Below are 25173 nucleotides of genomic sequence, written 5' to 3'. Positions count from 1 at the left end.
TACTCGCGCTGCCGGAACGTTACCAAGGCGGTGGGCCGGGCTCGGGGAAAGGCGTCAGGCTCCGCTCGGTGCGCAGACCTCTGCCGCGAAGCGGTTGATCCGGTCCGCCAGCCACGTGTAGGCCGCGTCCTGGTAGTGGAACGGTGCCGGCCCCCAGGTGTGGTGGGTGCCCGCGAGGGTCAGCTCGTCCGGCAGGTGCAGCACGCGTATCCCCGTTGCCCTGGCTGCGGCCTGGTAGTAACGCTGGGCGAACCAGTTCGCCTCCAGCGCGCCCACGCCCCACGACGTCGGGGTCTTCTCCCCGTCCTCATCCACGATCGCCCACGCCGTCTGCAGCAGCAGCGTCCGGTCGAGCAGGCCCAGCTCGGCCAGCTCCGCCCGCCACGCCGGCAGCGTCGCCTCCCACCGCTCGAAGTGCTCATCCGAGCCGAACTCCAGCAGGCGGGCGCCGGCCAACGAGTCATACAGTCCTGCGGTCAGACCCTCGGTGGTGCGGGTGAGCACCTTGCCGTCGGGCAGTTCCAGCACCCCCAGGCGCTCATCAACGATGTCCCACAGCAGCACGTCCGTGCGCGCCGCCGTGGCCGCAAGCCGAGAGCTGCGGTCACCGGCCAGGTCCTCGGCATGCACGCGCCTGACGAAGGCGGAGTCGAACCTGTTCAGGTCGAGGGTGCCCTCCGGAATGCGTGATCCCGCCGACAGCAGGGACTGGCGCGCCACGTACGCGCCGACCCGCCAGCCCTGCCGGCGCAGCACCTCAACCGTGTCCCTGCTTACGCACGAGCCGAACACGGAGACGGTGCGTGCAGCGTGGACGGCGCTCATCGGCTCTTCTTCCATGTCAGCGGGCAGGCGGGACCAGTGCCTAGACGCTACCGGGCTCTTCCCGTACACGCCACGCAATGGCGCCGCCGGGTGAGCACCTTCTCAGAGTGCGGCGGCCAAGGGAGCAGACACCGTGTCAGTGTGTGACAGACTCTCCGGTGAACAGCCACCGGAGAAGGGGACCCCCACATGCCCGCAGGCACGCCCAACGCCGTCGCCGCCTATGACACCACCCTGCGTGACGGCGCCCAGCAGCAGTCCGTCGCCTTCACCGTCGCGGACAAGCTCGCCGTCGCCCGCCTGTTGGACGAGCTCGGCGTCGCCTACATCGAGGCCGGCTGGCCCGGCGCCATCCCCAAGGACACCGAGTTCTTCGCCCGTGCCCGCACCGAGTTGAAGCTGGGCACGGCCAGGCTGGTGGCCTTCGGCTCCACCTGCAAGGCGGGCGTGGCCGCCGAGGAGGACCCGCAGGTGGGGGCGCTGCTGGAGGCGGGGGCGCCGGTGGTGACCATCGTCGCCAAGTCCGATCCGGTGCATGTGGAGCGCGCGCTGCGCACCAGCCTGGAGGAGAACCTGCGCATGGTGCGAGACACGGTGGCGGTGCTGGTCGGCGCCGGCCGTGAGGTGATGGTGGACCTGGAGCACTTCTTCGACGGCGTCGACCACGCCGAGGCGCGCGCGGCCGGTGGGGCCGCCGTGGTCGGGCAGGCCGCGGCAGGTGCGCTTGCCAGTGACGCCGCGGACGTCGTCGGCCCGGCAGCCGCTAAAGCAGACCTGCCCTACCCGCTCGCCGTCGCCCTGGCCGCGGCGCAGGCCGGCGCCAGTGCCGTCATTCCCTGTGACACCAACGGCGGCACCCTGCCCGGCGTGATCGGCCGACGGGTCGCCCGGCTGCGGGAGATCCTGGAGCGGGCCGGACACGGGGACTGCACCGTCGGCATCCACACCCACGATGACTCGGGGGTCGCCGTCGCCGGGGCCCTGGCCGCGGTCGAGGCCGGCGCCCGGCAGGTGCAGGGCTGTGTCAACGGGCTGGGCGAGCGCACCGGCAATGCCAACCTGCTCACCCTGATCGCCGACCTGGAGCTCAAGACCGACTGGACGGTGCTGCCCGGCGACGCCGACGAGCGCGCCCGGCGGCTGGCGGAGCTGTCCGCGGTCGCCCGGCACGTCGGCGAGATCGTCAACCGGCCGCCGTCGGGGCGTCTGCCCTACGTGGGTGCGAAGGCCTTCGCGCACAAGGCCGGCCTGCACGCCTCCGCGATCCGCGTGGACCCGAACCTGTACCAGCACATCGACCCCGAGCGCGTGGGCAACACCATGACCATGCTGGTCTCGGAAATGGCCGGGCGCGCCTCCATCGAGCTCAAGGCCCGCGAGTTCGGCATCGACACCGCCGGCGACCGGGAACTGCTCACCCGGGTCACCGAGACCGTCAAGGCCCGCGAGGCCGTCGGCTACACCTACGACGCCGCCGACGGCTCCTTCGAGCTGCTACTGCGCAGCGCCCGCGGCGACCTGCCCGAGTACTTCCGCATCGAGTCCTGGCGCGCCTCCATCCAGGCCCGCCCCCTGCCCGGGCAGCGGCTGCTGTCCACCGAGGGCGACACCGTCACTGAGACGGAGGCGACCGTGCGGCTGTGGGCCGGCGGACGACGATACGCGGTCCTGGGGGAGGGCAACGGTCCCGTCAACGCCCTGGACCACGCGCTGTGCGCGGCGCTGGAGCAGGTCTACCCGGAGACCGCCGACTTCGAGCTGACCGACTATAAGGTGCGCATCCTGGACACCGAGCGCGGCACCCGCTCGGTGGTGCGCGTACTCATCGACATCACCGACGGGGAGCAGACCTGGTCGACGGTCGGGGTGGGCACGGACGTGGTGGAGGCCTCCTGGGAGGCGCTGATCGACGGGCACATCGTCGGCCTGCTGCGCCGGGGCGTCGAGCCGCGGTAGCGGTTGGCGGGCGCCGGGACCGGTTGGGACGGCTCCGGGCGCCGGGTCACACGTGGCGGTCGTGGCCCGGGCCGAAGTAGATGTCATCAAGGGTGACGGTCTGCAATGACCGCTCGCGCAGGATCTCGATGATCTCGCCGTACAGCTGGGTGACCGTGGGTGCGTTGGCGTGGCCCAGCACGATGTGCTCGGCCAGCAGCCATTTGCGCGCCTCGCCCAACAGCACCTCCTGGGTCAGCAGGCCCGAGTCGCCGAAGGAGCCGTACCACATGACCTGCGTGGAGTAGCCCAACTGCGTGCACACCGAGTCCGTCCAGCCATTGCGGTAGCCGAACGGAGGCCGGATGAACGGGGCGCCGGTGACGCCGAAGCTGGTGTTCAGCAGAGACTCGCACTGCGACAACTCGGAGATGATGCCCGACTCTGTGAGCTCGGTCAGTCCCGGATGCGTCCACGTGTGGTTTCCCAGCTGCACCTGGCCGGATTCAACCAGCGGCAGCATCTTGTCCCGGCAGTCGGACCAGCCCGGGTAGGAGCCGGTGACGAAGAAGGTGAGTCGGACTCCGGAGTCGGTGGCGAAGTCGAGGTAGGCGTCGATCACCGAGGCGTCCGCACCGTCGTCGACGGTGATCGCCACGACATTGCCGACGCTGTCGGGCAGGCCGGTGATGAGTGGGCCGGGTGCTTGAGGCTCGGGCAGAGCCGGGGGACCGTCCTGGAGCCACAGGGGGCTGCGCGAGGGGGTGGGGGACGGAGACGGCGTTGTGGGAGGGGAGGGCGTCGGCGTCGTCTCGGTTGGTATGGCGGATGCGCCCGTCGGCGTGCTCGCGGTACCCGAGCCAGCGGAGCAGGAGGCGAGGGCGCTGGCGGTGCCCGCGGCGAGCATGAGCATGAACTCTCTACGGTGCACGGATGGTCCTTTCCAGGCGACGGCGCGTGCTGAGCCAATGCTGCATGGCGCCGGACGGCCTGTCCTCATCCGTGGGATGGAGATGCGGCGGCGGCCGTCCTGCCGACTGCAGTTCGGTGGTCTTCAGTAGTTCTTCGCGTCTGGGGGTGCGGTGTGCTGGTGGTTGGCGTACATGTCTGGTGTGCGGCGTCGATGACCTGGGCACGGTGGCAGCAGCGCTGGTCGTGCTCGAAGCACAAGATGAAGACGGTCTCGCCCGCATCGACGAGCGTCGCCAAGTAGTCAATCGCCGCCGTCCCCTTGGCCGAGTCGAGGACTTGCTCGAAGTAGCGTAAGTGAGTGCGGTTGGCCTCATCCGTGCCGGGGTTGGCGTAGCCGGGTCGGTTGTCCTTCGGGTTACCAGGTTCCGGCCGGTGCTCATAGACGAAGCCCTCGGCCTCGAGCCGATCGCGCAACCTCGACTTGGAGAAGCCCTTCACGCGGGATACAGGAGTGAGGCGGACGCCAACCATGCGCGTAGACCCGTACGTACTTGCACATCGCAGACACCAGATCGTCCAGGGTCCTTCCCTGGTACCCCCATCCGACAAGACGTCCGGTCACGATTACCTCCAAGCTCCGCTGTGGTGATCATCCACGACCTAGGCAAATCGGCTGTTATCAGCGTAACGCCCTAGGTCGTGTTGTGTTAGCGCTTGGGTGGCGGTGGGCGGTTGGGTGTGTGCGTGCGTGGCCGTCGACCCCGCCGGTTGGACCGCTGTCCCCCGGTTGGACCCCTGTGCCCCCGTTGGACCGCCGTAGCCGCTGGTTACAGCGGTCCATCGGGGCGTGAGCGGTCCAACGAGGCGTGGGCAGCCCCCACTGGGCATCGGCCAGGTCATGGCGGGCGCAAGCATCTACACTCATCAGCCCAGGCCTTAGGTGGTGTCACGCTCTGTTCTCACACCACGCGTAATACCCCAAAGGCCTCACCCCATCCCACACACCACGCCGACCATCACACCCACTGGCACAAAACGCCCTAGTGCCTGAGCGTGCCTTCGATGGGATGATCGTCGCACTTCGATGGCGGATAGCGGCCGAGCACGTGCCGTGGAACCGTCACTGAACCTATCGGCCCCCGCATCCGTTGGAACTCTGGGGGGAGACTGATGGGGTGGCTGACGGGGCTTGAACCCGCGACCTCCTGGACCACAACCAGGCGCTCTACCGACTGAGCTACAGCCACCATTGGGCGACGGCGTCGCACCGAGTCGGTACTTTATCGGCTCACCTGCGGCTACACCAATCCGTGCGCCGTGTACTGCGTCACCCTCGGGGCAGGGCGGTGAGGGCGGGCGCCGGGGCAGGGCAGTGAGGGCGGGCGCCGGGGCAGGGCGGTGAGTGCAGGCGCCGGGGCAGGGCGGTGAGTGCAGGCGCCGGGGCAGGGCGGTGAGTGCAGGCGTCGGGGGCGGGCGCCGTCGTCGGGGCGCTGGCCCTGATGGTGCGGGGCGCCGCGGCCCGCCGGGCGGAGAAGCCGGGAGCCGACGTCGTCAGAGCAGCTGCGCCGTCGGGTGCGCAACGATCTCGGCCGCGGCCGCCTGGCACTCCTCGCTCGTGGGGCCCTCGCCCTTGGGGAACAGCACCGCCCGGTAGTAGCGCAGCTCGTCGATCGACTCCAGGATGTCCGCCAGCGCGCGGTGACCGCCGTGCTTGTCCGGGGCGTGGAAGAAGGTGCGCGGGAACCAGCGCTTGGCGACCTCCTTGATGGAGGAGACGTCCACGATCCGGTAGTGCAGGTAGTCGATGAGCTCGGGCATGTCGCGGGCCAGGAAGGACTTGTCGGTTCCCACCGAGTTGCCGGCGAGCTGCGCGGTGCGGGCCTCCGGAACCAGGGACTTCACATAGTCCAGGACCGTGCGGCCGGCCTCTTGAAGCGTCAGCCCCTCCTTGAGCTCCTCCAGCAGGCCGGAGCTGGTGTGCATCTCGCGCACGTAGTCGCCCATCTGCTCCAGGGCGGCCGCCGGGGGCTTGATGAGGACGTCGATGCCCTTGCCCAGGGGCTTGAGCTCGTAGTCGGTGACGATCACGGCCACCTCGATCAGCGCGTCCGTCTCCAGGTTCAGGCCCGTCATCTCGCAGTCGATCCAAACCAGGGGATCGGCGGTAGTTATCTGTCGACTCACGGTCGCCGAGTCTAGACCCGGTTCGAACGGTGGCTCGGGCGCTGGCGTATCTCATGGCCCATGGCAGTTCAGCGCGTTACTGCGGAGATGTTGGACAAGCTGGCCTATCAAGCCGAGCGCGAGCGAGGCGCCGACAGGTTGTGGCGGGGACTGGTTGTTATCTGGGCCCTCGTGATGGTGGTGCTGGCCCGTTCGGGCGTCATGACGGCGGCACTGGCTGTGGTGAACCTCCTCCTGACTGCCTGTCTCGTGGGTGGCTGGGTTGTACACCTGCGGCGCTTGAAGAAACTGGAACGCCAGTTGAATGACGCGATCGCCCAGGCGGAGGCCTACGGCGAGGAGTAGCTCGCGGGACGGTGAACCCGCGGTGAGCCGTGGCCTCGGCTCAACTGCGTCGTCGGCCTTTCCCAGGGCACCCGATGAGGGTGAGCGGGTCCGACCGTGCGTTCAGTGGCGCTGCGTTCGCCCTGGGGCCCGGTACCGGCACGTACGGCACGGCAATGCGGCGCACGTAGGGGCCGGGCCGCACGCACCGGTGGTGCCCCCGCCCGGACTCGAACCGGGAACCTGCGGATTAGAAGGCCGTTGAGAATGTGTCTGAGGGTGTCGATACTACCTGAGTAGTTGCCGCAATAGTGCCGAAATACGAGGGTGACGCGACCCCTTGTGCAGCCCTCGGTGCAGCCATAGGTGCAGCCGCTGCGAATGTCGCCTGCGTGCGTCGGACGGGGGTGAGGCAGTGCACCTCCTCCCTGCAGCACCTTACCTTGCGTTAGCGCAAGGTAGGGTGCTATGCTCTTGCCATACCGAAAGGGGGTGGTAGATGATGGACAAGGACCTCAAGAAGCTCGTCAAGGCGCTCAAGGCCGCCGGGTACAGCGTCGAGGAGACCCGTCGCGGACACATCCGAGTCGGCAAGGACGGTCGCCTCCTGACCACGTTCTCGGGGACGGCCTCGGACCGCCGGAGCCTCGCCAACGGGCTCGCCCCGCTCAAGCGCGATGGCTTCCAGTGGCCGCCCCGCCGCTGACGAGCTGGGGAGGTCGGAGGCAGATGTGGTGCCTCCGACCTCCCCAGGTCCCCACATCATCTCACCCACCAGGACAGGAGCCGAGCATGGAGTACAACGCGACCCTCACCATCCGCGCAAAGGGCGACGACGTCGACGACGCCCTGGTTGAAGCGCTGCGCGACTACCACCCCGCCGTATCCCCGTCCCTCCTCGCGGAGGGCGCCTGGGACGCCGTGATCACCCTCAGCGCGGAGACGCTGGGGCAGGCTCTGACCACCGCCCGGGCGCTCGGGGAGCACCTGGGCGGCATGATCGGCCTGGAGGTCGTACCGACCACGGCCTGGGACCGGCGCGCGGACCAGGACGTCCGCTCAGACGATGACCTGGTGGGCGTCACCGAGGCCGCCAGCAGACTCGGCGTGACACCCCAGGCAGTCCGCGAGCGCCTGGGCGCGGGCACGCTGCCGGGGCGGAAGATCGGGCGGGAGTGGGTCATCCCCGCCCGGGCGCTCGCCCGCTGAGACACGAAGACGAGGGGCCGACCACCGAATACGCGGTGGTCGGCCCCTCGTGGTGTGCTGCGTCAACCGGCGCCCGGGTCGGGCGGGGGATCGTGTGCGGCGGTCGCTGATGTCTCGCCCGGGCCGCGGGGAAGCCGGTCGATAGGCACCCCGGCCTGGACGGCGAGCGCCCTGGTGGCCCAGCACGTGGTCTCCCAGGCGGCGGCCTGGCGACGCCAGCGCTGAACCTCGGTCTCGATATCGCGGCGCTGCATCCACGACCTGCGCACGGCCTGGGCCAGGGACAGCAGCAGCGGGGATCCGAGGGCGGCGACCAGGACGGAGACGATCAGGTCAGGCCGGATGGTCATGGGAGGACTCCTCCCGCTCTGGCGCGTCGACGTCGTCGTAGGCGGCGAGGATATCCGCGCCGATGGTGCGGGCTGCCAACAGGCGGGTCTCCTCCCTGCGCAGGCGCGTGTGCGGCTCACAGCCGGGCTCCCACCACCTGCCCCAGATCCGCAAGACCCGCTGACCGATGAGCAGGGCGACCGTGAGCGCGATCCACAGGTGCCATGACGGCCACCGCTCGTCCACGAGAGATCTGGTGAGGCCCAGGGCGGTGACCGCCCCCATCCCGAGGACCGTGAGTGCGGCGGCGGGAGCCTCCACGCCCCACCAGCCCCGCCAGGCCGCCGGCGCGGCCGCGAGCGCCCCCAGGATCATCAGGACAGCCCCTATGCCCACGTCCGCCGGCGTGGGGCCGGGGCGGGCCAGGACCGCTGCCCCGGCGGCGCCCAGGCACACGTAGGTGGCGGCCGCGAGCAGGGATATCACCCGCGGCGGAGTGAGCGAGCCCCACACCGACCGGACGGCGAGTGGCGTAGGCATCGTAGGTCACTCCCCGGCGGTGCCCGTGTTGTCGGCGCGGTGCCGAGCCTGGTAGGCCTCGCGGCTCTCCCCGCCGGGGGTGACCGCGCCGAGCCAATCCAGCACACCCCACTGCTTCAGCAGGGTGAAGCTGGTCTGGATGCAGCCGAGAGCGACCGCGGCCTGAGCGGTGAGCATCTCCCATGTGGCCGGGTAGGCGCCGGCCCACCAGATGACCACGGACAAGACCGCGGCCGCACCGATCGCGACCAGCCGCGAGCGCAGCGGGGTCCACTCCACGCGGTAGAGGACCGCCTGGATGAGAGGCCAGAGCAGGCCGGCGATTGCGGATGCGGTCAGCTGTTGGGTGCCGTCGAGCAGGGCGAGCATGATGATTCTCCTCCTGGGGGTGTTAGGCCTGGCGGCCGCGGTTGAGGGCGTCGGTGACGGCCTTCTCGGTGGCCGGCCCCCAGATGCCGTCGACGTCGAGCCGGTAGCCGAGCTTGCCGAGCGCCGTCTGGATGGCCTTGACGGTGTTGTCGTGGGCGGTTTTGGAGGCGGGGCCCCAGATGCCGTCCGGGGTGGCGCCGACGGCGCGCTGTGTGGCGGCGACTCCGTTCGGGAATTTGGTGCCGCCCCAGCGGCTTGCCTGGGCGACCAGGGACACGGCGGTGCGCGTCTGCTTGCCGACGATGTTGTCTACGGTCGTGTGCACCGCCCGCTGGATGCCGGTTATGTCCACGGCGGCCGCAGTGGTTTTGGCGACGGCCGGCTTGGCGGCAGCCGTCGACGTCGAGGCCGTAGCAGCGGTCGTAGTGGCGGTGGCACCTGCGTACTTGAGCCAGGCCGCCTTGTCGCCGTAGAAGACGTTGAGGTCCAGATTGCCGCCGTAGCCGCTGACACGCCCGGAGGATGTGTACTGCCACATCGCGACTTTCCAGTTGTGGCCGGGCCGGTAGGGGCAGTCGGGGGCTTCCAGGCCGCGGGCCTTGGAGGTGGGGTACCCGGCAATCCACAGGCCGTAATCCTTGGCGACCGTCTCCCAGGCGTACTGGGACGCCGGGGAGGCGGACATGTAGATCAGTGGCCGCACGCCGGTCAGCTGCGTGACCGTGTCCAGCCACGCCTTCGCCCAGGCGACATCGGCTACGCCGGAGCCGTCCTCCCAGTCCAATACCAGCACCGCATCACGGATGTAGCCCTTGATGTTGGAGACGAAGTGCCGAGCCTCGGCAGCGGCGCTGTTGCTGCGATTGCGGGCGAAATGGTAGACGCCCCGCAATTTGTTGGCGGCCTTGGCCTGCTGATAGTGCTTATCGCAGTAAGGATTGACGTATCGCGTCCCCTCGGTCGCCTTGATGATGACAAAATCGCCTCCGACGTTCGCCAGGTTGAGGGACGCCTGGTAGGAGGCGATATCCATTCCGGTCAGAGCCATAGCTCATCTCCTGTCTCTGTTGAGTTCTGGGCATGAGAAAAGCTCCGCCCTTTCGGTCGGAGCCAAGAGAAAACTGTGGGAGGGGCTGCTACTGGGGTTGCGCAGACTCTGTGTCGCCAGCGGTGGACAGCTCTGCCAGCTGCCGCTCCAGCTCCTGCACGCGTGCCTCAGCAGACAGCGCACGGTGAGTCATCGCGGCGAGCTCAGCCGCGTATGCCTTGACCAGAGATTCCATAGGGCCTCCTTATGCGGGAATGAACAGAACGCCCATCTTCTGTGGGGCCCAATGCGTAAATGCGACACCGCGTCCTGGCGTTGCGGCACGCAGCTGCGCCTTGACGGTGAACGTCCCCGTTGTCGCGAACCCACTTCCGATGGCAGTGATGCAGAACGACGCCCCGCCCCATCCGGCGGCGTTGTAGATCAGCGAGTTGCCGCCGATGCGCGTGTCATCCGTCTTGTACAGGTTCAGGCCCGCCCAAGCGGGGGACTGCGCCCCCATGAGCATGTCGCCGGTGACGACAAAGATTCCCCTGCCGGACGGCACCGCATTGAACGTGACGTTCCACGTATACGCCCCGCTAGAGGTTGGGTTCGTATTAGCCGGGAACTCCTGCTCCTTGTACTGGGCGCCGAATATTGAGTTCGCGACGGACACAAGCTTGCCAGCGGCGGAGTTGTACACGGCAAGCCCGTTAGAGACGCTGGAGGCTAGCTGCGCAACGACGCGGGAGCTCTGGATGACGCGCAGGCCGTTCTCCTGGGTCATCTCCGTGCGGTTCGGCTCCCGCAGACGTGCGGATCGTCGCGCCGGTGATGGTGCCGCCGATGATCTCTGCGGCCTGCCCCCGGATCTGGGCGGTCAACTCCCCGGCAGAGTTCCAGGCCCGCAGGCCGGTCGAGTCAAGCTGGACGCGCGCCCCGGACGCGGCCGTGCGGACGACCGCACCGGTCATGACCTGGCCGTCAAACGCCCCGCCCGCGAACTTGTCACCCGTGATCGAGTTGGCCTCCAGCATGTCCGTTGTGACCTGGAGGAACGTACCCCGCTCGGCGGTGACAATCCTGGACCCAGACCTCCTGGAGGACCTCCGTCTTCGCCTGCGTGTACTCGGCGGACGGGGCAATGCGGTCCAGGGACACCTCGAAGTCGCCGCTGGCGGCGGCTACGTTCGTGGAGTCAATGACGGTTGCCACCGCCTGGCCGATAGCGGTCATCGTCTCGTCGGACACCCGCTCCCAGGTGGACCCCTTCAGCGAGTGGACGGTGGTCGCCGTGTCCGCGACCGCATAGTCGGAGGTCGGGTGCAGCTGGTTCCCGGCCCCCGACGTGGCCGGGTACTGGGCCGACGATGGCCAGTGAATGTACTGCTCGGTCACGGGAACACCAGGACTCGAATCTGGCCGAGTGCGGACCCGGCGGTAGTTCGGAACGCGCGTACCTGGTAGACGCTATCGGGGAGGCCAATCCAGGTGAGGGTTGCGCGGTCCTCGGCGTATGCCGTCGCGCGGGCCAGAATCTGGCTGGAGCCCAGCGTGTAGTTGTCGCTCCTGGAGTTGACGATCTCAACGAATGCCCGCGCCGAGTTGCCGGTGCCGATGTACACGTATGCGGTACAGATCGCGAACATGGCGGAGGCGGGCACAACAAACCCCGTACCGGACAGCGTGCAGGGCGCAGCGGGCGCGCCAGCAGGGATGATGGTCGTCGAGTTCGCGCCTAGGGTGGTGGCGGTCAGATCCCACTTCGCGAGGACGGGCTTCCCTGCCAGAATCGTCTCGTTGAGCGCCGAAATGGAGCTGTTCGTGGTGTTCAGACTGTTCTGGAGGGTGGTCAGCTGCGCCTTCGTGGCCGCGTTGCTCGCGGTCGTGTCGGCCGTCTTGATGCCCTGCTCGATCCGGTTCAATTCGCCGGCCGTGATGGGTGTCTTGCCCGCCGGGTAGTCCTTCCAGGTCTTCGCGGTGAACGCCATGGTTTCTCCGTTCCTGTCATCAGTAATGGGTCTTCATGCGCCAAACTTTGCCGTCTGGTGCGATCCACAGCGTCTCCCCGGGCACGCCCTCGTCCGGGGGCAGCCGGTCGGCAACGGCGGTGCCGGAGGCCACCAGTGCGGCGGCCCGCTGGTAGATCGCGGACCTCTCCTCCAGACCAGGCAGCATGGCGTCCAGCTGCGCCTGAATCGCGTCAGCATCCACCAGGGGCTCAAGCTCCGCCTGCACCGGGTCGGACCACGCAGAGGCGTTACCCGCGAAGTCGAACGCCCTCAGCCGCACCTCCCACGTGCTGTAGTCCAGGCCTGTGATCCGCACCTCCCGATCCTCCGGCATGTAGGTGCGGGAGGTGGCCCGGGGTGTCGCGCCGGGTGCGACTACGGACACCTCCAGGTGGGAGAAATCGACGGGCATGTTGCCGCCCTTGTAGTCCCGCCCGTCCCACGTGACGACCAGGACTGACAAGGAGTTGCGTGCTGCTGGCTTGGAGGGCCTCTCTGGCGGGGTGTCATCCGTGGAAGTGATGAACCCGTAGGGGCTCGACCATGCCGAGTACGTGCCCTCCTGGGTGGCGACGGCACGTACCTCTACCGTGTACTGCTCACCTGCCGTCAGGCCCTCCACGGAGCCCGCCGTTGACGATCCGACAGACCAAATACGCGGCGGCCCGCTTACCTGGGCAACACGCAGCTGGTACTCGATGCCCTCCAGCGCCACACCGCGCGTGTCGGTGGTGACCGCAGTCCAGGTGGCGTCCATCGTGGCGACCGTGGACCCGTACGAGGTCGTCCAGGCCGTGGTGCGAGCTACCAGCCCGGCGGGTACTGCCGGGGTGCGCTTCGCGGCGGTCGCCGCCGGCCGGGTCGAGTTCCCGCCCGTGGACGCCAGCCCGACGATGCCTTTTGCCCGCTTCGCCAGACGGGACAGGCTGTCCGCCAGGACGGTGCCGAACGTCGTGTGACCACTTAGCCCATTACCGTCCCAGGTGAGAGACACCTGGGCGACCTGCAGCCTGTCGTTGCCACTGGCACGCTGTACCTGGATCCAGTCGCCCACCGTGTAGTCGGCGAACGGCAGCCACTTCGCGTCGAATGCGCTCCACTCCCGCGTGATCTCCTCTGCGGTGGTCGCCCCGGCTCTTAGCGTGGCCTGGGCGGAGAGACGGGCTGTGGACTCCAGCTCGACGCCGCCAGCCTCTACCACACGCTCAATACGACGCAGAGACGTAGGAGCCTCGTCGTTGTGATAGGTCCAGGACGCGTGGCCCTCTCCCTTGACGATCACATCGGTGGCGAGATCCTGCCACGACCGAGACTCCGGCGCCGACGTTGTGCCCACGGCCAGAGGCCACACGATGGCTCTCTCGCCGGCCAACACGGTGTCCGCATTGAAGACGCGGAGCGTTCGGCCTTCCCACCGCCAATCACACATGCCGAGATCAGTCAGAGCCCCCAGCACGGAGCCGATAGTCGTGGACACCTCGAACGCTAAGGTGGTCACCGTCGTCCAAGCAGCCCCCGCACTGTCTCGTGCGGTGGTGCAGTCGAGAGTGAGCCCCCGCCCCCACCCGCGCCGTACGGCGGCGTCCCAGACCGTGCGCAAGATGGTCCCAGCCGAGACGGACAGGAAGTTGTACTTGCCGTCCGCATCCTGAGCCGCTGCGGGAGCCTCCCATACCAGGGCCTCGTCCAGCATGTGGGAGATGTGCACGGCGTCCAGGTTGCGGGCCTCCGTGCCGTCCCCCAGGAGGTTACCGCTGGAGGACAGGGTGATGAAGCGACAGCCCGGCGGCTCGAACCAGGCATAGCCGTCCCAGGACACCTCCACACCGATCTCGATGTCCCGCTCCACCAGGTCGCCCCGTGCGGCAGGCTCCGGCGCGTAGGAGAGGCTCAGCGTCGGCGTGTCGTTGCGCGGCAGGGTCGCCGTCATCGACAGCACGTCCGGCAGCTGCCCGATCCGGTCCCCCAGGATGCTGTAGGCGACAGCCCGCATCTGCGGGCGCCGGACGCCAGCCGGTGCGGTCGGCGCGGCAAGGTCGGTGATGTCCTGGACGATGGCCTGGTGGACGATGAGCGTGCTGCCGCCCGGGCGGAGATAGGAGATGAGCTGGAGGTTGCCCTCCCCCTGGCGATAGTCCACCACTACGTCCACGCTGTGGACCTGGCGGCGGCCGGGCTCCACCGACTTATTGTTGCCTGCTGGCCAGATCGACCGGGCGTAGGCGCCGCCAGTAGTCAGGATGTAGGCGCCCATGGACATGGACACGGGGGCGTCCGCATCCGCCTCCACGACCACGCTGAACCTGTAGGTGCGGCCCCCCGGCCACGGCTTAGTGTTGCTGCCCCACCGGCCGTAGGTGCCGGTCGTCTGCGCGGTTGACGACGAGATGGTGGAGGCAGTCTTCGTGGTCTCCGCGTTCACCCACCAGTTACCGGTCCAGGCGAGTGCGATCTGCGGGTCCTGGATGTCGGTGCGGAGGATGCGCACGGCCCGGATGCTGACTACTGCCCCGGCCGGGAGGACCACTAGCGGGCGGGCATACCCCTCGCCGGACGCGTAGGCGACTTCGTAGGGGATATCCCAGCGGGTCCAGGTGTCGCCGCCGGGCAGGGGCGGCACCTGCGCGACATTGGCCGTGCGGGTCATGGCGTACGTGCCAGCGCTGAAGTAGTAGGCCGTCGCCGACGGCTTCTCCACGGAGGTGGTCTTGACCTCCATGGTCAGGATGTACCGGCCCTCCGGGACGGGCAGCATCACCTGCGGGTAGAGGCGCCGCTGGGCGGCACCCGCAGTCGCGTAGTCGGTGCCGTCGTAGGTGACCTGGGTGGCGGAGTCCCGCACCCACCCGGCCCCGTCCAGCCACCACGCGAACCGCCAGGGCGTCTCCCAGGCGGGCGCCTCGCGGGCAGTGACTGCACGGATCGTGCCCTTCACGCCCCCGGCCATTGCCTGGATGATGATCTTCATGCCCGTCTCGGAGCCCTGGTAGGCGACTGGCACCTGCCACTCGACGGTCGTCGGGGTTGACGTGGCTGTCACGTAAATGCGCTCGCGCGTGGACCAGGCGCTGCGCACGTACGTGTCGCCCTCGTAGAAGTAGGCGTAGCACTCCAGGTAGCAGTCCGCCTCGGCCGTGTACTGGAAGCTGACGATGTAGCTCCCCTCGTCCAGGCGGAGGACGGGGGAGGTAAGGCGGCGGGCATTGCTGGCGGGGTTGCCGTCGTAGGTGACGGTGCTGCCGCTGGTGGTGAATCCTGCGCCCCTGCCCCAGCCGCTGGGCCACTGCACGTCGACGGCGGCCATCAGAAGCACCTCCGCGCGGTCACCTCGACGACGCCTCCCTGCACGGTCAGGGCATGGCGGCCGGTCGAGTCGGGTGTCAGGTGGAAGCCGTGGGCGGGCAGGGATAGTCCCTTGGTGGTGTCCGTACCGTTGGACCAGGTTGCCGCGAACTTGGCGGGCTCAATGGTGAGGGTGCCGTTGCTGACGAGCGACCCTTCCCAGGTGAGCGTGTCGCCGCTCGCCACGTCCTGGATGATGACCCGCTGCGCGGACGGCCGTACCCGCAGGACTGCGTCCGGGATCGGCATTGCCCCGCCGTCGAGCGGTGACAGGTCAGTGCTGGGCGCCACGGTCTCCTCCACGTCCCACCACAGCCCTGACGGAGCCTCCAGCACCACCGTCAGGACCGCAGCAGAACCGGCAGGGTAGAACTCAGGCTCGATCGCGCCAGACAATCGCACCAGTGTCTCCCTGACAGCCCCGTCTTCCAGTGTGTGCGTAAGTGTCAGCAGCCGATCATGCCGCCGAACTATGGCAGCAAGCGCTTGCAGGTTGGCGTCCAGTCCCGAGCGTCCGTGGTCGGAGTCGGTGACGAGCAGGCCGAGGGTGATGGTGATTGGGTCGGCAGAGGTGGGCACGGTGGGGAGGAATCCGGTGCGGCCGGGTACCTCGATGTTGATGAGGCGGGGTGCTCCCCAGTTGGGCAGGGTGGTGGTGTTGGTGAGGCGCCAGCGGCCCTGGGGGTCGTCGAGGTCCTGACCGTCGAGCTGGTACTCGCTCACCCGTGGCCTCCTTAGATTATGGCTGCGAGTCGGATGCCGGCGGCGACGTCGTCGCGGATCTTGGAGTCGGGTGCAGCGACGGGGTTGTACTGGTTGAGCACTACGGTCGGGCCGCTGCCGCCCTTGGCGTAGTTGCTCGTGCCGAGGGCTCGCGTGTTGTTGGCGGTACTGGACACGGAGATCTGGGCTCCGACCTGAATCTCATCGGTGATGTCGTCCATGGTGCGGCGCAGGGATGGAATCTCGGCGCGCAGGCCCTGTTCGAGGCCGGCCATGATCCATCCGCCAGCGGGGACAAGGAGGCGGCGGTCGTAGGACTCGGGGCCTTTGTGAGACTTGATCCAGGAGCCGATGCCGGAGACGAAGTTCTTGACCCCGTTGAACGCATTCTTGAGGCCGTTGAGGAAGCCATTGATGATGTTCTTGCCGGCGTTCACGAGCAGCTGGCCCGTGTTTCCGAGGGCGCTCACGATCCGTGAGGGGATGCCGCGGACCCAGGAGACGACGGCGTTGAACCCGCTTGTGACGGCGTTCTTCGCGCCGTTGGTCGCGTTGGTCATCGTGCTGCGCAGGGAGCCGGCGAGGCTGGCGATGGCCGCGATGAACCTGCCGGGGATTCCCTTGACCCAGTTGATGATTCCGTTCCAGGCATTGGACAGGAACGTGGATACGGTCTTCCAAAGGCTGCTCCACCAGGTGCTGAATGCCTGGCCGATGCCCTTGACCTTGTCGATGGCGGCCTGCCACTTCTGGCCCACCCAGGTCTTGATGTTGTCCCAGGTCTGGGAGATCCATGCGCCTATGGAGTCCCACAGGCCATTCCACCAGTCCAGGAACGCAGACCCCGTGGACTGAATCCATGCGGTGACGCTGTCCCAGTTGGCGACGACGGCGACGATCGCTGCGATCAGCGCGGTGATGCCGACGATGATCCAGGTGATGGGGCTGGCGAGCAGCGCGGAGTTCATCACCCACTGGGCCGCCGCCGCTACGCCCAGCCCGACGGCGAGCGCTCCAAGCGCTACGACCAGGGCCTTCGTCAACGCCGGGTTCTCCTGCATCCAGGTTGCGACCGCCTGCATGGGCTCGACCATCCCCGCGAGCGCGTCACCGAGCATGCTGAACACGGCGGAGCCAAGGGGTTCTAGTGCGAGCTGGGCGTTGTTCTTGACCAGTTGCCACTGCTCGGCGAAGTCCATGGTGTCGCCGCCGAGCCCGAGGATGGTGTCGCTCGTGGCGCCGGTGGCGCCGACGAGGTCGTCGAGTGCGAGGGTGCCGGACTGGACGGCGCCAACGAACTGTGAGGCGGCCTTGGTGCCGAAGATTCCGGATGCGAGGTCGATCGCGCCGGCGGTGTCCCCGGCGGTGATTAGGTCCTGGATCTCGCCGGTTACGCGCCGGAATGCCTCCTGCGGTTCCTCCCCGTCCTTGGCGAGGGTGACCAGTCCCTTGGACATGGCGGAGAGGGTCTGCGTGGAGTTCAGGCCTGCCTTGTCGAGAGACCCGACGAGGGCGATGGTCTCCTCGAAGCTGAAGCCGAGGTTCTGCATCGCGGGCGCCGATGACTGGGCTGCGGAGGCGAGTTCGTTCATGCCCACGCCGGTGGCCTGCGACGTCTGGAACAGGGAGTCCATCGCCTTCTCGACATTGGCGCCCTCGATGCCGAACGCGGTGAACGCGGCGGTCGTGGTCTGGATGTCGACGTCCTGGCCGAGAATGCGGCCCGCTTCCAAATACTGGGAGGCGACCGTCGTCAACGTGTCACCGGACAGACCGAGCCTGGTATTCAGGTCAGCGACCACAGGGCCGATCGACTCGAACGACACGGGCACCTGGGAGCCGACCTTCTTCGCGACGTCGACCAGCCCATCCAGGCTCTCGCCGGACGCGCCGGTACCGACACGGATGGTCTCGGTCATGTCGTCGAAGGTCTTCCCAATGTTGTACAGGCCCGTGCCGACACCCGCGACCGCTGCCGCGACTGCCGCAGGGGCGAGCATCCGCTTCGCGGACGCCAGAAGCCCGCCACCGAGTGACGCTCCGGCCGCCTGCCCGGCCTTGTCTGCGACCGACCCAGTGCCGGACAGGGCGGCGGTCATCTCGGACGCAATCTTGCCCTGGGAGCCCGCCATGGACGGCAGGATCGACAGATACACCTGCGCGATGGACGCCTCACCAGCCATACCCACTCACCTCAAATGACGCTATCCGTTCTCCCACCAGGAGTTGAAATCCCGGATGGGGATAGCGCCCTGCCCGAAGCGCTTCTCCTCTGTCTTGACCCCCGGCCGTGGGATCGGTTTCGGCCGAGGGCTGGGGGACTTCTTGCCGGCGTTGGCGCGCTGCCAATTCGCTATGTTGAGGGCGTCGACGGCGGCTGCCAGCAAGTGCTCGGTGAGCCCCCACAGGGCCTCCTCGCCCAGGACCGCGCGCGCATAGGAGCTGTCCCGCGGCGAGTAGGTGATGAATACCCACAGGTCCCGCCAGGACAGGCGCTCCGTGCCAAGATCAGAGAGCCGGAGGCCAGACCTCAGCAGGTCGGCCTCAATCGCCTCGCCGTAGGTACTCAGTTCTTGGCAGACGGCGAGGATTCCCCCAGGCCCACACTCGATTCCTGCCGCCAGGCATCCATGAGCGCCCCGATCTGGTCATTGGACAGACGCGCATATAGGCCGGGACAGTAATGCTCGATTATCTCCCGCTGCAAGGACGTGGTCTCAGCCATGGCAAGCGGTACGGCGTCTTTGTCCTCATGCTGCTCAGCGGTCTTGACTCGCGAGGCAAGTGAGGCCAATCTTTCGGAGAAATCCGCGGAGATGTACTGCATCAGCGGTAGCGAATAGACCTTCTTCGACCCCGGAATCGTGAACTCAAACAGGTTCTGTCTGATTGACGCCTTCGCGGCGGGGACCTTAAACGGCATTGTGATTCCTTCCTAGGGTCAGCCGCCGATGGCGGTGGTGGTCTTACCGTCGGTGAGGATGATGTAGATGCAGTTCCCCTTCGAGTCGGGGTAGGTGGAGAGCGTCACCGGCCAGGTGATCGCACCGGCCTTGGTGAAGGTGACTTCGCCGGCGTCGGTGACCTGCCCGTCCGGCACCCAGATCAGGATTCGCCGCTTTCCATCCTTGATACGGAACGCCCATGTCCGGTGCGGGTGTTCGTGAGCACCGAGAGCGGCCACAATAGTCTTCCCGACCTCCTCAGTCGCCTCCTCAACGTCGACGTCTCCGGCCCAGGTGCGCAGGGATTCCGCGTCGGTTTCCAGGTGCGCCCAGGAGAGTGTGCCGTTGAAGGACTCAAGGATGCGGCGGACGAGGGCGCCGTTCCACTCGGTGATATCGGTGGTGTTGTACTCGGGCGTCAGCGTCAGACCGTCCGGGGAGATGTAGCCAGAGTCCTTGTACCCGGATAAATTGTCCAGGGCGTTCATGGGCCTCTTCTGGCCGACATCGTGGTTCAGGATCGCGCCGGTGGTTTCCTGGTCGGCGGCGCCGACCATCACGTTTGCTGCTGAGACTGGCATGGGGGTTCCTTCTTTCTCTTTCGTCAGGTGGTCATACGGGCCGCCACCTGGTAGGAGGCGGAGACTCGGTACAGGGCAGGATTCGTAGGGTCAGGGTTCTGGTACGGGCCCGCCAGCGTGGTGACGTCGTAGCAGGACGTCTCGCCGAGCATGGTGCCCTCGGCAGCGTGCACGACCGCGTCGACATCACGTGCGAGCTCATCCGCCCCGACTTCTGAAGTCAGGTGCCGGCTGTCGATCGACAGAGTCGCGACGTCGGTGACCAGATCCCGCCGGTGCCCGCCGACTCTCGTCACGTGCACCGACCGACGCGCGAACTCGGTCGGGGTTGTGCCGGCCGTGCACTCCACCGCGAGCGCCTCGGCGATATGTGCCCTGATCGCGTCGGCGACGTCGATCGTGCGGATGAGCTCCATCAGCGGGCTCCAGAGGCTGCGCCGAGCGCCCTGGTGAGGGCCTTGTCCCGCGCTTCTGCTAGGCGGGCCTCGTAGGTGGCCGCGCGTACGACGGCCATGGGGCGTGGCGAGCCGCCGTAGTTGGCGGTGTACTCCTCGACCTCGAATCCTTCGCCTGCGGCGGAGGCGACAGCGCGGCCCATGGCGTTGATGCGGTCTCGGATCTGTGAGGAGTTGAGGACGCGCTGGAACTCTTCGTGGTTCCACTCGAAGCGGATTGCAGTTGCCACAGTCGGTCATCCTTCCCAGTCGACGAGGTTGACGATCGTGTGGTTGAGCGCGCCGGTGGGGGACCGCCACTGCTGGCCGGCGCCGTCGGCGTGGTAGCGGGTACCTGCGACCACGACGGCGTCGTGAGCGTCGATGACGGTGCCGGCGGGGAGGTAGACGGTCAGCCGGACGGTGGTGGCTTGGCGTGCGGCGAGGGTCTCGGCGGTGCCGGCGGGCTGGATGCTGCACCCGGTGATCTCGGTGATCGTGGAGGGATTGTCGTAGTCGGGGATCTGCTTGCCCCGCTCGGTGCGCCAGGAGGGCGTAATGATGGTGACCGTGTCGGCCGCCCAGGCAGGCAGTGGCATCAGGGCCTCCGGATGACGTAGGGGTCGAGGGCTAGACGATCACGGTCTAGGAGCGTGAGGCCGCCGGCGACACCGGAGGCGGTCGTGCCGTAGGAGATGGAGACTCCGCCGGCCTGCTCGTGAGTGGCGCCGGTAGGGGAGGCAAGCGCCATGGCTGCGATCTGGCAGACGGTCTGGGCTACGTCCGGGGCAGCGTCGTAGCCGTGGCTGAGGGTGATGGTGATGCCCTGGTACCGGTCGGTCCAGATGCCGTGGCGGCGGCGGAGCGTGCCCAGCCGTGACCATTCGAGGTCGGCGAGCTCATCGGGAGTCCACTTGTGGGTGCGACCGTTGCGCCCGGGGAGGCGTTCGATGAGCGCGTTGATGGTTTTCACGCGCATGGTTGGTAGCTCGATGATGTGGAAGCCGGAGCCGTCCAAGACCAGGGTCTCGGTGACCACTGGTGCGATGTGCCAGCCGCAGTAGCGGCGGGCGGCCTCAGATGCTGCCTCCAGGAGCGTCTTGGCGCGCGGGTCGGAGACGGCGATTGCGCCGGCCGTGTAGTTGGCGAGCTGCTGTGGTTCAGCTAGCGGAGGCAGGGCCACGGCTGGTCACCGCCTTACGGGACGGCCTACGCGACTTGTTCGCCGGCGTCGGGGCGGGCTTGACCTCCACCTCGGGCTCCGGGGCCAGCAGGAGCCCGCGTGCGGCGGCATCACGGTCAGTCAGCAGCAGGGTTGTGCGGGTGCCGTTGACAGTCACGGTGTAGGGCCTGAGTTCCATCTTGGCTCCTTCCACAGGTGCGGAGTGCTTCCCCATGGGGTGGTACCTCCTCGGTAGGGGTCTGGTGGCCGCCCCGCATCGTCTCCGGGGCGGCCACCAGCGGGTCAGGCCTGGACAGCGGTCCGGACGAACGCGGCGGGGCGGGTGACCCCGAACGCGAGGCGTTCCTCGGCGAGGATGGCGACGAGGTTGCGAATGAAGAAGTCCGCGTGGGAGTTTGACACGGCGATCGTGGTCTGCTCACGATCCCACAGCACGGCCTTCGTGAAGTCACCGACCAGGCCAGTGCCCTCAGCGATCGCCTCGGACTCCAGGATGGGCAGGCCCCACAGGGTGCGGGGACCCATCGCGAAGGGGCCGGCCCCGAGGAACTTGCCCGTGCTGCCGTTCTCCCGGGCGAGGTCGATGGTCTCGACGTCGACGGGGGAGAGCATGATGGCGTTCGGGGCGACGCGGCCGACGGTGCGGGCCTTGGTAATGGCGCGGCGAACGGAGGTGAAGATGTCCGTGTCGTAGGCCTGCTGCTGGATGCCGGAGGTAGACAGGATGCCGGTCAGGTTCTCACCAGCCCCGTCACCGGAGAGCATCTGCGTCTCCTCGGTCTCAGCCAGGTCGGCTGCCAGCTCGGCGTTGATCAGGTCCTCCAACTGCTTGGCATCCGCCAGAGCCCGGTTGGTGGCCGGCACCCACTCAGCGATGGTCTTGACCGCGGTGGAGACTCGCTCGAACGCCCAGGAGCCCTCGGGCTTGTAGCCGCCGGCAACGATGTCCGCAGTCGGAGCCTCGGCGGTAGTCGCCTCGGGCACAGGGGCAGCCGCGTTGGTGTGGGCGGTCTGGCGGACGTACTCGACGACATCGGAGCTGGTGCGCCGACGGGAGATGACGTCCCGGAGCGTGAGCGGCCGACGGCCGAGCATCTCGATGATGCCGGAGTCCTCCGGAACGACGAATGCCCCCGCTGACGTGTCGCCGGCGCCGGTGAACAGAGACTTGACCGCGACCGGCGGGGTCTGGATCTGCGCACGCTCGGGGATGCGGGACCCGAACGTCTTGATGAGAGCCTGGTAGGCGTCGGACTTGACGAACGTGGCACCGATGTTCTCCCGCTGGGAGAGCGTGTTGGAGACCGTCCCGGTCAGGTCAATGTCCTCAGTCTTGACACCCCCGAGCTCGCTGGCGAACGCCTTGACCTCGGCTAGGAGATCGTTGTCCTTCTTGACGGCCTTCGCCTGTTCCAGCAGCTCGGCGGCCTTGGCCATGGAGGCCTTGTAGTCGTTCTGCTCGGCGTCGGTGAGGTCCCGGCGCTCGTCGACGGCCTTCTGCGCGATGTCCTGGGCGTCCTGAGCGGCCTTGGCGGCCGCATCCTTGAGCATGGTGAGCTTATCCATGATGATGTGTGTCCCTTCCCTGGGATCAGATGGTGTGGATGGCCGCGAGCGCGGCTCTGGCTGCCAGGGCTCTTGCGGACACCGGGGTCTGCTGGTCCTCGCTCTTGCCCCGTGTGGGGTCCTCGGGCTTGGCCTGCGGGGTGGTGCTGGCTTTCTCCTGGTCGTTGGGGTTGGGGGAGGCTTCGGCGGCGTCGAGGACGCCGCCGATGGCCTCCCACGCGGTGCGGAGGGAGTCGATGTGCTTCTGGGCGAGGACGCGCCCGGATTTGAGGCTGCGGGTGAGGGCGATCGTGGCGTCCTTGACGGCGACCACGGACGTGTCCTGATTCGCGCCCACGGGCACGAAGCTGAATTCGTACACCTTGAGTTCGCGGAGCTCGTTGGCCTTGGTGCCGTCGTCGAGGGTGACGGCGCCGGAGGACAGGACGTCGAAGGCGAAGGACAGCTGGGTGAGGCGGCGGCCCTTGACGAGCCGGTAGACCTGATGGCCCTTGGGGGAGTCGAGGTCAAAGGCGCCATGTACCCACCAGCCGTGGTCGTCCTCGCCCATGTCGAGGGCGTAAGCGACGGCGTAGTCGGGGTCGTCCATGCGGTGCCCGTAGAGTCCCGGCAGGAGGTTTCCCGACTCCTTCCACTCCTTGATGGTGTTGGTGAAGGCGCCGGGGGCGACGACGTCGCCGTAGGAGTCGGGGGTACGCGTGAAGGTGGACGGATAGACGAGGAACTCGCCCTCGGCGAGGTTGTCCTCGGGGCCGGCCTTGATCCGGACGGGCGCGGTCTTGAACTCCATGACGGTCCTTCCTCGGATTGGTCAGGGGATGATGGTGGTGACGGTGCAGGTGCAGCCGGCGACCTCGTCTGCGCCGCCCACAGGGTCGCCCGGCCAGCTCATGCCGTTGCTGAACAGGTCGTCGACGGGGACGGTCTCGCCGTCCATCGCCGCGTGCGAGGCGCGCGGATTCCCGGAGGTGACGGTCCACATCTTCAACGCGGTGGCGGGGGCGGCCTGGCGGGCGGCTTCGGTCGCCGCGAAGGTCGTCAGCGTGGTCGCGAGGGTGACGGCCGCGGTACGGCCGCGGTCGCCGGTCGCGGCATCGAACACGTCAGCCGGAGACGGCCCGTCTTCCTCGTCGTCGTGGTCGAGGGCAGCAGCGATCGCGTCCCTGGTAGTGGAGTTGATGGCTCCGGCACGGGACTCAGCGACTGCGCGCAGAAACTTGTGGGTTCTGGCGACGTCGTAGACGTCGGCGGTGAAGCCGAGCGCCTCCGCTGCGGCGGCCCCGACCTTGGCGGTGATGTCCAGGGCAAGGGTTTCGAGGTCGTCGGAGAGCTCCTTGTCCCACCTCCGGCTGTCCCACCAGTCGGCGGCCTTAGCTCCGAGTACTGACAGCACGGAGTCCCGCTGCCGCCGGAAGAACCTGGTCAGGGTCTGCTCGGCCGAATCGCGGGCCTGGCGGATCTGCTCGGCAGTCGGGGCAGCCCGGCGCGCGCCCGCTTTCACAGACAGCGGGGCCGACTTGGCTTCCTCATCGCCGTCGTCGTCCGGCGGGTCCTCCGACGCCGTATCACCAGTAGTCGTTGGCGCTGCGTCCCCGCCGGTCGTGGTGACCGACAGCGGCGTGATCAGCTCGTCTCCGCCAGGCAGCGCCGGCAGATTGCGGCGTGCACGTACCTCGTTGCGGGTCATGTACGGGCCACCGGCAGCCTGATAGAGCGACTGCGCCTCCTCGTCCAGCGACCCGCGCAGCTTCGCCTGGATATCGAACTCGACGTACAAGCGGCGTGTGGGCTCGACATCGGGGATCAGCTGCAAGGCGATCTCCTGCTCGATCATGTCCAGCCACGGGCCGAGCGTGTCCTGGTACAGCTGCTTGTGCTGCTCCCGGATATTGCTGAACGTCGCGTGGTCGAGGATGCCGACCATGGGGGCCGGCACGTGGAAGGCCGCCGCCACCTCCTCGCGGGTGAGCTTGCGAACCTCCACGTACTGCAGCTCATCGGCAGTCTGGGCGACCTTGACGAAAGTCATCCCGTCTTCCAGGATCGGCGTGCCACCGCCCGACGACGCATTAGCGCCCGTGTACTGCGACGCCCACGAGCGAGCGAACTTCTCCCGCGCCTCCTCACTCCACCTGGCCGCGTCCTTAGGACGCTGCAGGTAGCCGGAGGCGCGGGCGCCGTTACGGAGCACCTGCGAGCGCATCCGGCCAGCCTCGAAGCCCTCGGCCAGCGCCTGCCGGAGAGCCTCCATAGGAGGCGTGCCGGTCAGGTCACCGTCCGGGCTGTAGCCACGGAAGTGCACCAGCTGGTCCGGCGGGACCTTACGAGAGCCCCGATCACCGCGGAGCTCGTAGTACTCCGGGGAGATCCACGACCCGCCGCGCGGAGTAACCATCCTGGGCGGTACGCGTACTAGGCCGAAGGCATCACCGATGCGGATCTTGAGCCAGTAGGCAGTGTCAAAGATGGCGATGTCATGGACCAGGTCATTCAGCAGCCGGTAGCGGGTCGTCCGCGGATTCGGAGCCGACAGCAGACGCGCCAGAGAATGATCCGTGACCCGGACACGATCGGTATCGGAGACGCGCTCGAACACGTGCGGGGACAGGCTGGCGATTGAGCGGGCGAGGAAGTCCACAACCGTGCGCACGGCATCCTGAGTGCGCCAGATGTCCTCATAGTCCACTCGCCAGTCGTCTGTCACCGACAGTGTCAGAGACGGCGCCGAG

At 67.8% G+C, this 25173-nt stretch carries 30 protein-coding genes and 1 tRNA gene; 4 read left to right on the top strand and 27 right to left on the bottom strand.

Going from position 1 to position 25173, the window contains the following annotated elements:
• Nucleotides 1-54: 54 nt before the first annotated feature.
• Nucleotides 55-825 (bottom strand): DUF6270 domain-containing protein, encoded by a 771-nt coding sequence (locus E4J16_RS09815; RefSeq protein WP_136313886.1) that lies wholly within the window; start codon nt 823-825, stop codon nt 55-57.
• A gap of 189 nt (nt 826-1014) precedes the next feature.
• On the opposite strand from E4J16_RS09815, the gene E4J16_RS09810 reads away from it, so the two are divergent.
• Nucleotides 1015-2781, top strand: coding sequence for an alpha-isopropylmalate synthase regulatory domain-containing protein (locus E4J16_RS09810; protein ID WP_136313885.1), 1767 nt, complete (start codon nt 1015-1017; stop codon nt 2779-2781).
• 46 nt (nt 2782-2827) lie between these two features.
• Here E4J16_RS09810 and E4J16_RS09805 read toward each other — a convergent pair whose 3' ends face one another.
• The 4 genes from E4J16_RS09805 to orn all read right to left on the bottom strand — a co-directional run bounded on the left by E4J16_RS09805 (nt 2828) and on the right by orn (nt 5844).
• Nucleotides 2828-3691 (bottom strand): polysaccharide deacetylase family protein, encoded by an 864-nt coding sequence (locus E4J16_RS09805; RefSeq protein ID WP_136194515.1) that lies wholly within the window; start codon nt 3689-3691, stop codon nt 2828-2830.
• A 65-nt stretch (nt 3692-3756) separates the two neighbouring features.
• The gene (locus E4J16_RS09800; protein WP_275669542.1) at nt 3757-4281 is read right to left on the bottom strand and encodes a DUF488 domain-containing protein; all 525 of its coding nucleotides are present in this window, start codon (nt 4279-4281) and stop codon (nt 3757-3759) included.
• A gap of 562 nt (nt 4282-4843) precedes the next feature.
• Nucleotides 4844-4919, bottom strand: a tRNA-His gene (locus E4J16_RS09795).
• A gap of 304 nt (nt 4920-5223) precedes the next feature.
• Nucleotides 5224-5844 (bottom strand): oligoribonuclease, encoded by a 621-nt coding sequence (gene orn, locus E4J16_RS09790; RefSeq protein ID WP_136314654.1) that lies wholly within the window; start codon nt 5842-5844, stop codon nt 5224-5226.
• Nucleotides 5845-5916: 72 nt separating this feature from the next.
• Here orn and E4J16_RS09785 point away from each other — a divergent pair, with 72 nt between their 5' ends.
• The 3 genes from E4J16_RS09785 to E4J16_RS15350 all read left to right on the top strand — a co-directional run bounded on the left by E4J16_RS09785 (nt 5917) and on the right by E4J16_RS15350 (nt 7389).
• The gene (locus tag E4J16_RS09785) at nt 5917-6201 is read left to right on the top strand and encodes a hypothetical protein (RefSeq protein ID WP_136313883.1); all 285 of its coding nucleotides are present in this window, start codon (nt 5917-5919) and stop codon (nt 6199-6201) included.
• 478 nt (nt 6202-6679) lie between these two features.
• Entirely contained in the window at nt 6680-6886 is a 207-nt protein-coding gene (locus tag E4J16_RS09780; protein WP_136192456.1) for a hypothetical protein, read from the top strand.
• Between the two features lie 86 nt (nt 6887-6972).
• Nucleotides 6973-7389: a helix-turn-helix domain-containing protein gene (locus E4J16_RS15350; RefSeq protein ID WP_204519791.1), complete on the top strand. Its 417-nt coding sequence runs from the start codon at nt 6973-6975 to the stop codon at nt 7387-7389.
• 62 nt (nt 7390-7451) lie between these two features.
• On the opposite strand, the gene E4J16_RS09770 is transcribed toward E4J16_RS15350, so the two are convergent.
• The 22 genes from E4J16_RS09770 to E4J16_RS09675 all read right to left on the bottom strand — a co-directional run bounded on the left by E4J16_RS09770 (nt 7452) and on the right by E4J16_RS09675 (nt 25148).
• Nucleotides 7452-7739 carry a hypothetical protein gene (locus tag E4J16_RS09770; RefSeq protein WP_136192455.1) on the bottom strand — a complete coding sequence of 96 codons (288 nt, stop codon included), beginning with the start codon at nt 7737-7739 and terminating at the stop codon, nt 7452-7454.
• The gene (locus tag E4J16_RS09765) at nt 7723-8259 is read right to left on the bottom strand and encodes a hypothetical protein (protein ID WP_136192454.1); all 537 of its coding nucleotides are present in this window, start codon (nt 8257-8259) and stop codon (nt 7723-7725) included. The genes E4J16_RS09770 and E4J16_RS09765 overlap by 17 nt, the downstream gene beginning before the upstream one ends.
• 6 nt (nt 8260-8265) lie before the next feature.
• Entirely contained in the window at nt 8266-8628 is a 363-nt protein-coding gene (locus E4J16_RS09760) for a hypothetical protein (RefSeq protein WP_136192453.1), read from the bottom strand.
• Between the two features lie 22 nt (nt 8629-8650).
• Nucleotides 8651-9676: a GH25 family lysozyme gene (locus E4J16_RS09755; protein WP_136313882.1), complete on the bottom strand. Its 1026-nt coding sequence runs from the start codon at nt 9674-9676 to the stop codon at nt 8651-8653.
• Between the two features lie 88 nt (nt 9677-9764).
• The gene (locus tag E4J16_RS15130) at nt 9765-9911 is read right to left on the bottom strand and encodes a hypothetical protein (protein ID WP_168708080.1); all 147 of its coding nucleotides are present in this window, start codon (nt 9909-9911) and stop codon (nt 9765-9767) included.
• 9 nt (nt 9912-9920) lie between these two features.
• Nucleotides 9921-10445: a hypothetical protein gene (locus E4J16_RS09750; protein ID WP_136313881.1), complete on the bottom strand. Its 525-nt coding sequence runs from the start codon at nt 10443-10445 to the stop codon at nt 9921-9923.
• Nucleotides 10446-10666: 221 nt separating this feature from the next.
• Entirely contained in the window at nt 10667-11056 is a 390-nt protein-coding gene (locus E4J16_RS09745) for a hypothetical protein (RefSeq protein WP_136313880.1), read from the bottom strand.
• Nucleotides 11053-11649, bottom strand: coding sequence for a hypothetical protein (locus E4J16_RS09740; protein WP_136313879.1), 597 nt, complete (start codon nt 11647-11649; stop codon nt 11053-11055). The genes E4J16_RS09745 and E4J16_RS09740 overlap by 4 nt, the downstream gene beginning before the upstream one ends.
• 19 nt (nt 11650-11668) lie before the next feature.
• Nucleotides 11669-14974: a phage tail protein gene (locus E4J16_RS09735; protein ID WP_136313878.1), complete on the bottom strand. Its 3306-nt coding sequence runs from the start codon at nt 14972-14974 to the stop codon at nt 11669-11671.
• Nucleotides 14974-15735: a phage tail family protein gene (locus tag E4J16_RS09730; protein ID WP_136313877.1), complete on the bottom strand. Its 762-nt coding sequence runs from the start codon at nt 15733-15735 to the stop codon at nt 14974-14976. The genes E4J16_RS09735 and E4J16_RS09730 overlap by 1 nt, the downstream gene beginning before the upstream one ends.
• Nucleotides 15736-15746: 11 nt before the next feature.
• Complete coding sequence (locus E4J16_RS09725) at nt 15747-17918, bottom strand: phage tail tape measure protein (RefSeq protein WP_136313876.1); 2172 nt, start codon at nt 17916-17918, stop codon at nt 15747-15749.
• A 21-nt stretch (nt 17919-17939) separates the two neighbouring features.
• On the bottom strand, nt 17940-18143 hold the full coding sequence (locus E4J16_RS16265) for a DUF5361 domain-containing protein (RefSeq protein ID WP_420809342.1): 204 nt from the start codon (nt 18141-18143) through the stop codon (nt 17940-17942).
• Between the two features lie 158 nt (nt 18144-18301).
• Nucleotides 18302-18658 (bottom strand): hypothetical protein, encoded by a 357-nt coding sequence (locus tag E4J16_RS09720; protein ID WP_136313875.1) that lies wholly within the window; start codon nt 18656-18658, stop codon nt 18302-18304.
• An 18-nt stretch (nt 18659-18676) separates the two neighbouring features.
• Nucleotides 18677-19261 (bottom strand): phage tail tube protein, encoded by a 585-nt coding sequence (locus tag E4J16_RS09715; protein ID WP_136313874.1) that lies wholly within the window; start codon nt 19259-19261, stop codon nt 18677-18679.
• 23 nt (nt 19262-19284) lie between these two features.
• Nucleotides 19285-19677, bottom strand: coding sequence for a hypothetical protein (locus tag E4J16_RS09710; RefSeq protein ID WP_136313873.1), 393 nt, complete (start codon nt 19675-19677; stop codon nt 19285-19287).
• Nucleotides 19677-19946: a hypothetical protein gene (locus E4J16_RS09705; RefSeq protein ID WP_136313872.1), complete on the bottom strand. Its 270-nt coding sequence runs from the start codon at nt 19944-19946 to the stop codon at nt 19677-19679. Before E4J16_RS09705 ends, E4J16_RS09710 begins: the two co-directional genes overlap by 1 nt.
• Before the next feature lie 6 nt (nt 19947-19952).
• Nucleotides 19953-20294, bottom strand: coding sequence for a hypothetical protein (locus tag E4J16_RS09700; RefSeq protein WP_136192443.1), 342 nt, complete (start codon nt 20292-20294; stop codon nt 19953-19955).
• Nucleotides 20294-20878 carry a hypothetical protein gene (locus tag E4J16_RS09695; RefSeq protein ID WP_136313871.1) on the bottom strand — a complete coding sequence of 195 codons (585 nt, stop codon included), beginning with the start codon at nt 20876-20878 and terminating at the stop codon, nt 20294-20296. The genes E4J16_RS09700 and E4J16_RS09695 overlap by 1 nt, the downstream gene beginning before the upstream one ends.
• On the bottom strand, nt 20856-21056 hold the full coding sequence (locus E4J16_RS09690; protein WP_204519790.1) for a hypothetical protein: 201 nt from the start codon (nt 21054-21056) through the stop codon (nt 20856-20858). The genes E4J16_RS09695 and E4J16_RS09690 overlap by 23 nt, the downstream gene beginning before the upstream one ends.
• A 104-nt stretch (nt 21057-21160) precedes the next feature.
• Nucleotides 21161-22444: a phage major capsid protein gene (locus E4J16_RS09685; protein WP_204519789.1), complete on the bottom strand. Its 1284-nt coding sequence runs from the start codon at nt 22442-22444 to the stop codon at nt 21161-21163.
• A gap of 25 nt (nt 22445-22469) precedes the next feature.
• The gene (locus tag E4J16_RS09680; RefSeq protein ID WP_136313869.1) at nt 22470-23234 is read right to left on the bottom strand and encodes an HK97 family phage prohead protease; all 765 of its coding nucleotides are present in this window, start codon (nt 23232-23234) and stop codon (nt 22470-22472) included.
• A 21-nt stretch (nt 23235-23255) separates the two neighbouring features.
• Entirely contained in the window at nt 23256-25148 is a 1893-nt protein-coding gene (locus E4J16_RS09675) for a phage portal protein (protein ID WP_204519787.1), read from the bottom strand.
• Nucleotides 25149-25173: the final 25 nt, after the last annotated feature.

The organism is Actinomyces procaprae (assembly GCF_004798665.1).
GTDB lineage: Bacteria > Actinomycetota > Actinomycetes > Actinomycetales > Actinomycetaceae > Actinomyces > Actinomyces procaprae.
The sequence above is the reverse complement of the archived record's forward strand: the minus strand, read 5'-3'. Positions and strand labels throughout refer to the sequence as shown.

What these genes read in the sequence shown, in the direction of transcription:
- E4J16_RS09815 (WP_136313886.1), bottom strand. Translation starts at nt 825, where the DNA reads ATGAGCGCCGTCCACGCTGCACGCACCGTCTCCGTGTTCGGCTCGTGC.
- E4J16_RS09810 (WP_136313885.1), top strand. Translation starts at nt 1,015, where the DNA reads ATGCCCGCAGGCACGCCCAACGCCGTCGCCGCCTATGACACCACCCTG.
- E4J16_RS09785 (WP_136313883.1), top strand. Translation starts at nt 5,917, where the DNA reads ATGGCAGTTCAGCGCGTTACTGCGGAGATGTTGGACAAGCTGGCCTAT.
- E4J16_RS09780 (WP_136192456.1), top strand. Translation starts at nt 6,680, where the DNA reads ATGATGGACAAGGACCTCAAGAAGCTCGTCAAGGCGCTCAAGGCCGCC.
- E4J16_RS15350 (WP_204519791.1), top strand. Translation starts at nt 6,973, where the DNA reads ATGGAGTACAACGCGACCCTCACCATCCGCGCAAAGGGCGACGACGTC.
- E4J16_RS09770 (WP_136192455.1), bottom strand. Translation starts at nt 7,739, where the DNA reads ATGACCATCCGGCCTGACCTGATCGTCTCCGTCCTGGTCGCCGCCCTC.
- E4J16_RS09765 (WP_136192454.1), bottom strand. Translation starts at nt 8,259, where the DNA reads ATGCCTACGCCACTCGCCGTCCGGTCGGTGTGGGGCTCGCTCACTCCG.
- E4J16_RS09760 (WP_136192453.1), bottom strand. Translation starts at nt 8,628, where the DNA reads ATGCTCGCCCTGCTCGACGGCACCCAACAGCTGACCGCATCCGCAATC.
- E4J16_RS09755 (WP_136313882.1), bottom strand. Translation starts at nt 9,676, where the DNA reads ATGGCTCTGACCGGAATGGATATCGCCTCCTACCAGGCGTCCCTCAAC.
- E4J16_RS15130 (WP_168708080.1), bottom strand. Translation starts at nt 9,911, where the DNA reads ATGGAATCTCTGGTCAAGGCATACGCGGCTGAGCTCGCCGCGATGACT.
- E4J16_RS09750 (WP_136313881.1), bottom strand. Translation starts at nt 10,445, where the DNA reads ATGACCCAGGAGAACGGCCTGCGCGTCATCCAGAGCTCCCGCGTCGTT.
- E4J16_RS09740 (WP_136313879.1), bottom strand. Translation starts at nt 11,649, where the DNA reads ATGGCGTTCACCGCGAAGACCTGGAAGGACTACCCGGCGGGCAAGACA.
- E4J16_RS09735 (WP_136313878.1), bottom strand. Translation starts at nt 14,974, where the DNA reads ATGGCCGCCGTCGACGTGCAGTGGCCCAGCGGCTGGGGCAGGGGCGCA.
- E4J16_RS09725 (WP_136313876.1), bottom strand. Translation starts at nt 17,918, where the DNA reads ATGGCTGGTGAGGCGTCCATCGCGCAGGTGTATCTGTCGATCCTGCCG.
- E4J16_RS09720 (WP_136313875.1), bottom strand. Translation starts at nt 18,658, where the DNA reads ATGCCGTTTAAGGTCCCCGCCGCGAAGGCGTCAATCAGACAGAACCTG.
- E4J16_RS09715 (WP_136313874.1), bottom strand. Translation starts at nt 19,261, where the DNA reads ATGCCAGTCTCAGCAGCAAACGTGATGGTCGGCGCCGCCGACCAGGAA.
- E4J16_RS09710 (WP_136313873.1), bottom strand. Translation starts at nt 19,677, where the DNA reads ATGGAGCTCATCCGCACGATCGACGTCGCCGACGCGATCAGGGCACAT.
- E4J16_RS09700 (WP_136192443.1), bottom strand. Translation starts at nt 20,294, where the DNA reads ATGCCACTGCCTGCCTGGGCGGCCGACACGGTCACCATCATTACGCCC.
- E4J16_RS09690 (WP_204519790.1), bottom strand. Translation starts at nt 21,056, where the DNA reads ATGGAACTCAGGCCCTACACCGTGACTGTCAACGGCACCCGCACAACC.
- E4J16_RS09685 (WP_204519789.1), bottom strand. Translation starts at nt 22,444, where the DNA reads ATGGATAAGCTCACCATGCTCAAGGATGCGGCCGCCAAGGCCGCTCAG.
- E4J16_RS09680 (WP_136313869.1), bottom strand. Translation starts at nt 23,234, where the DNA reads ATGGAGTTCAAGACCGCGCCCGTCCGGATCAAGGCCGGCCCCGAGGAC.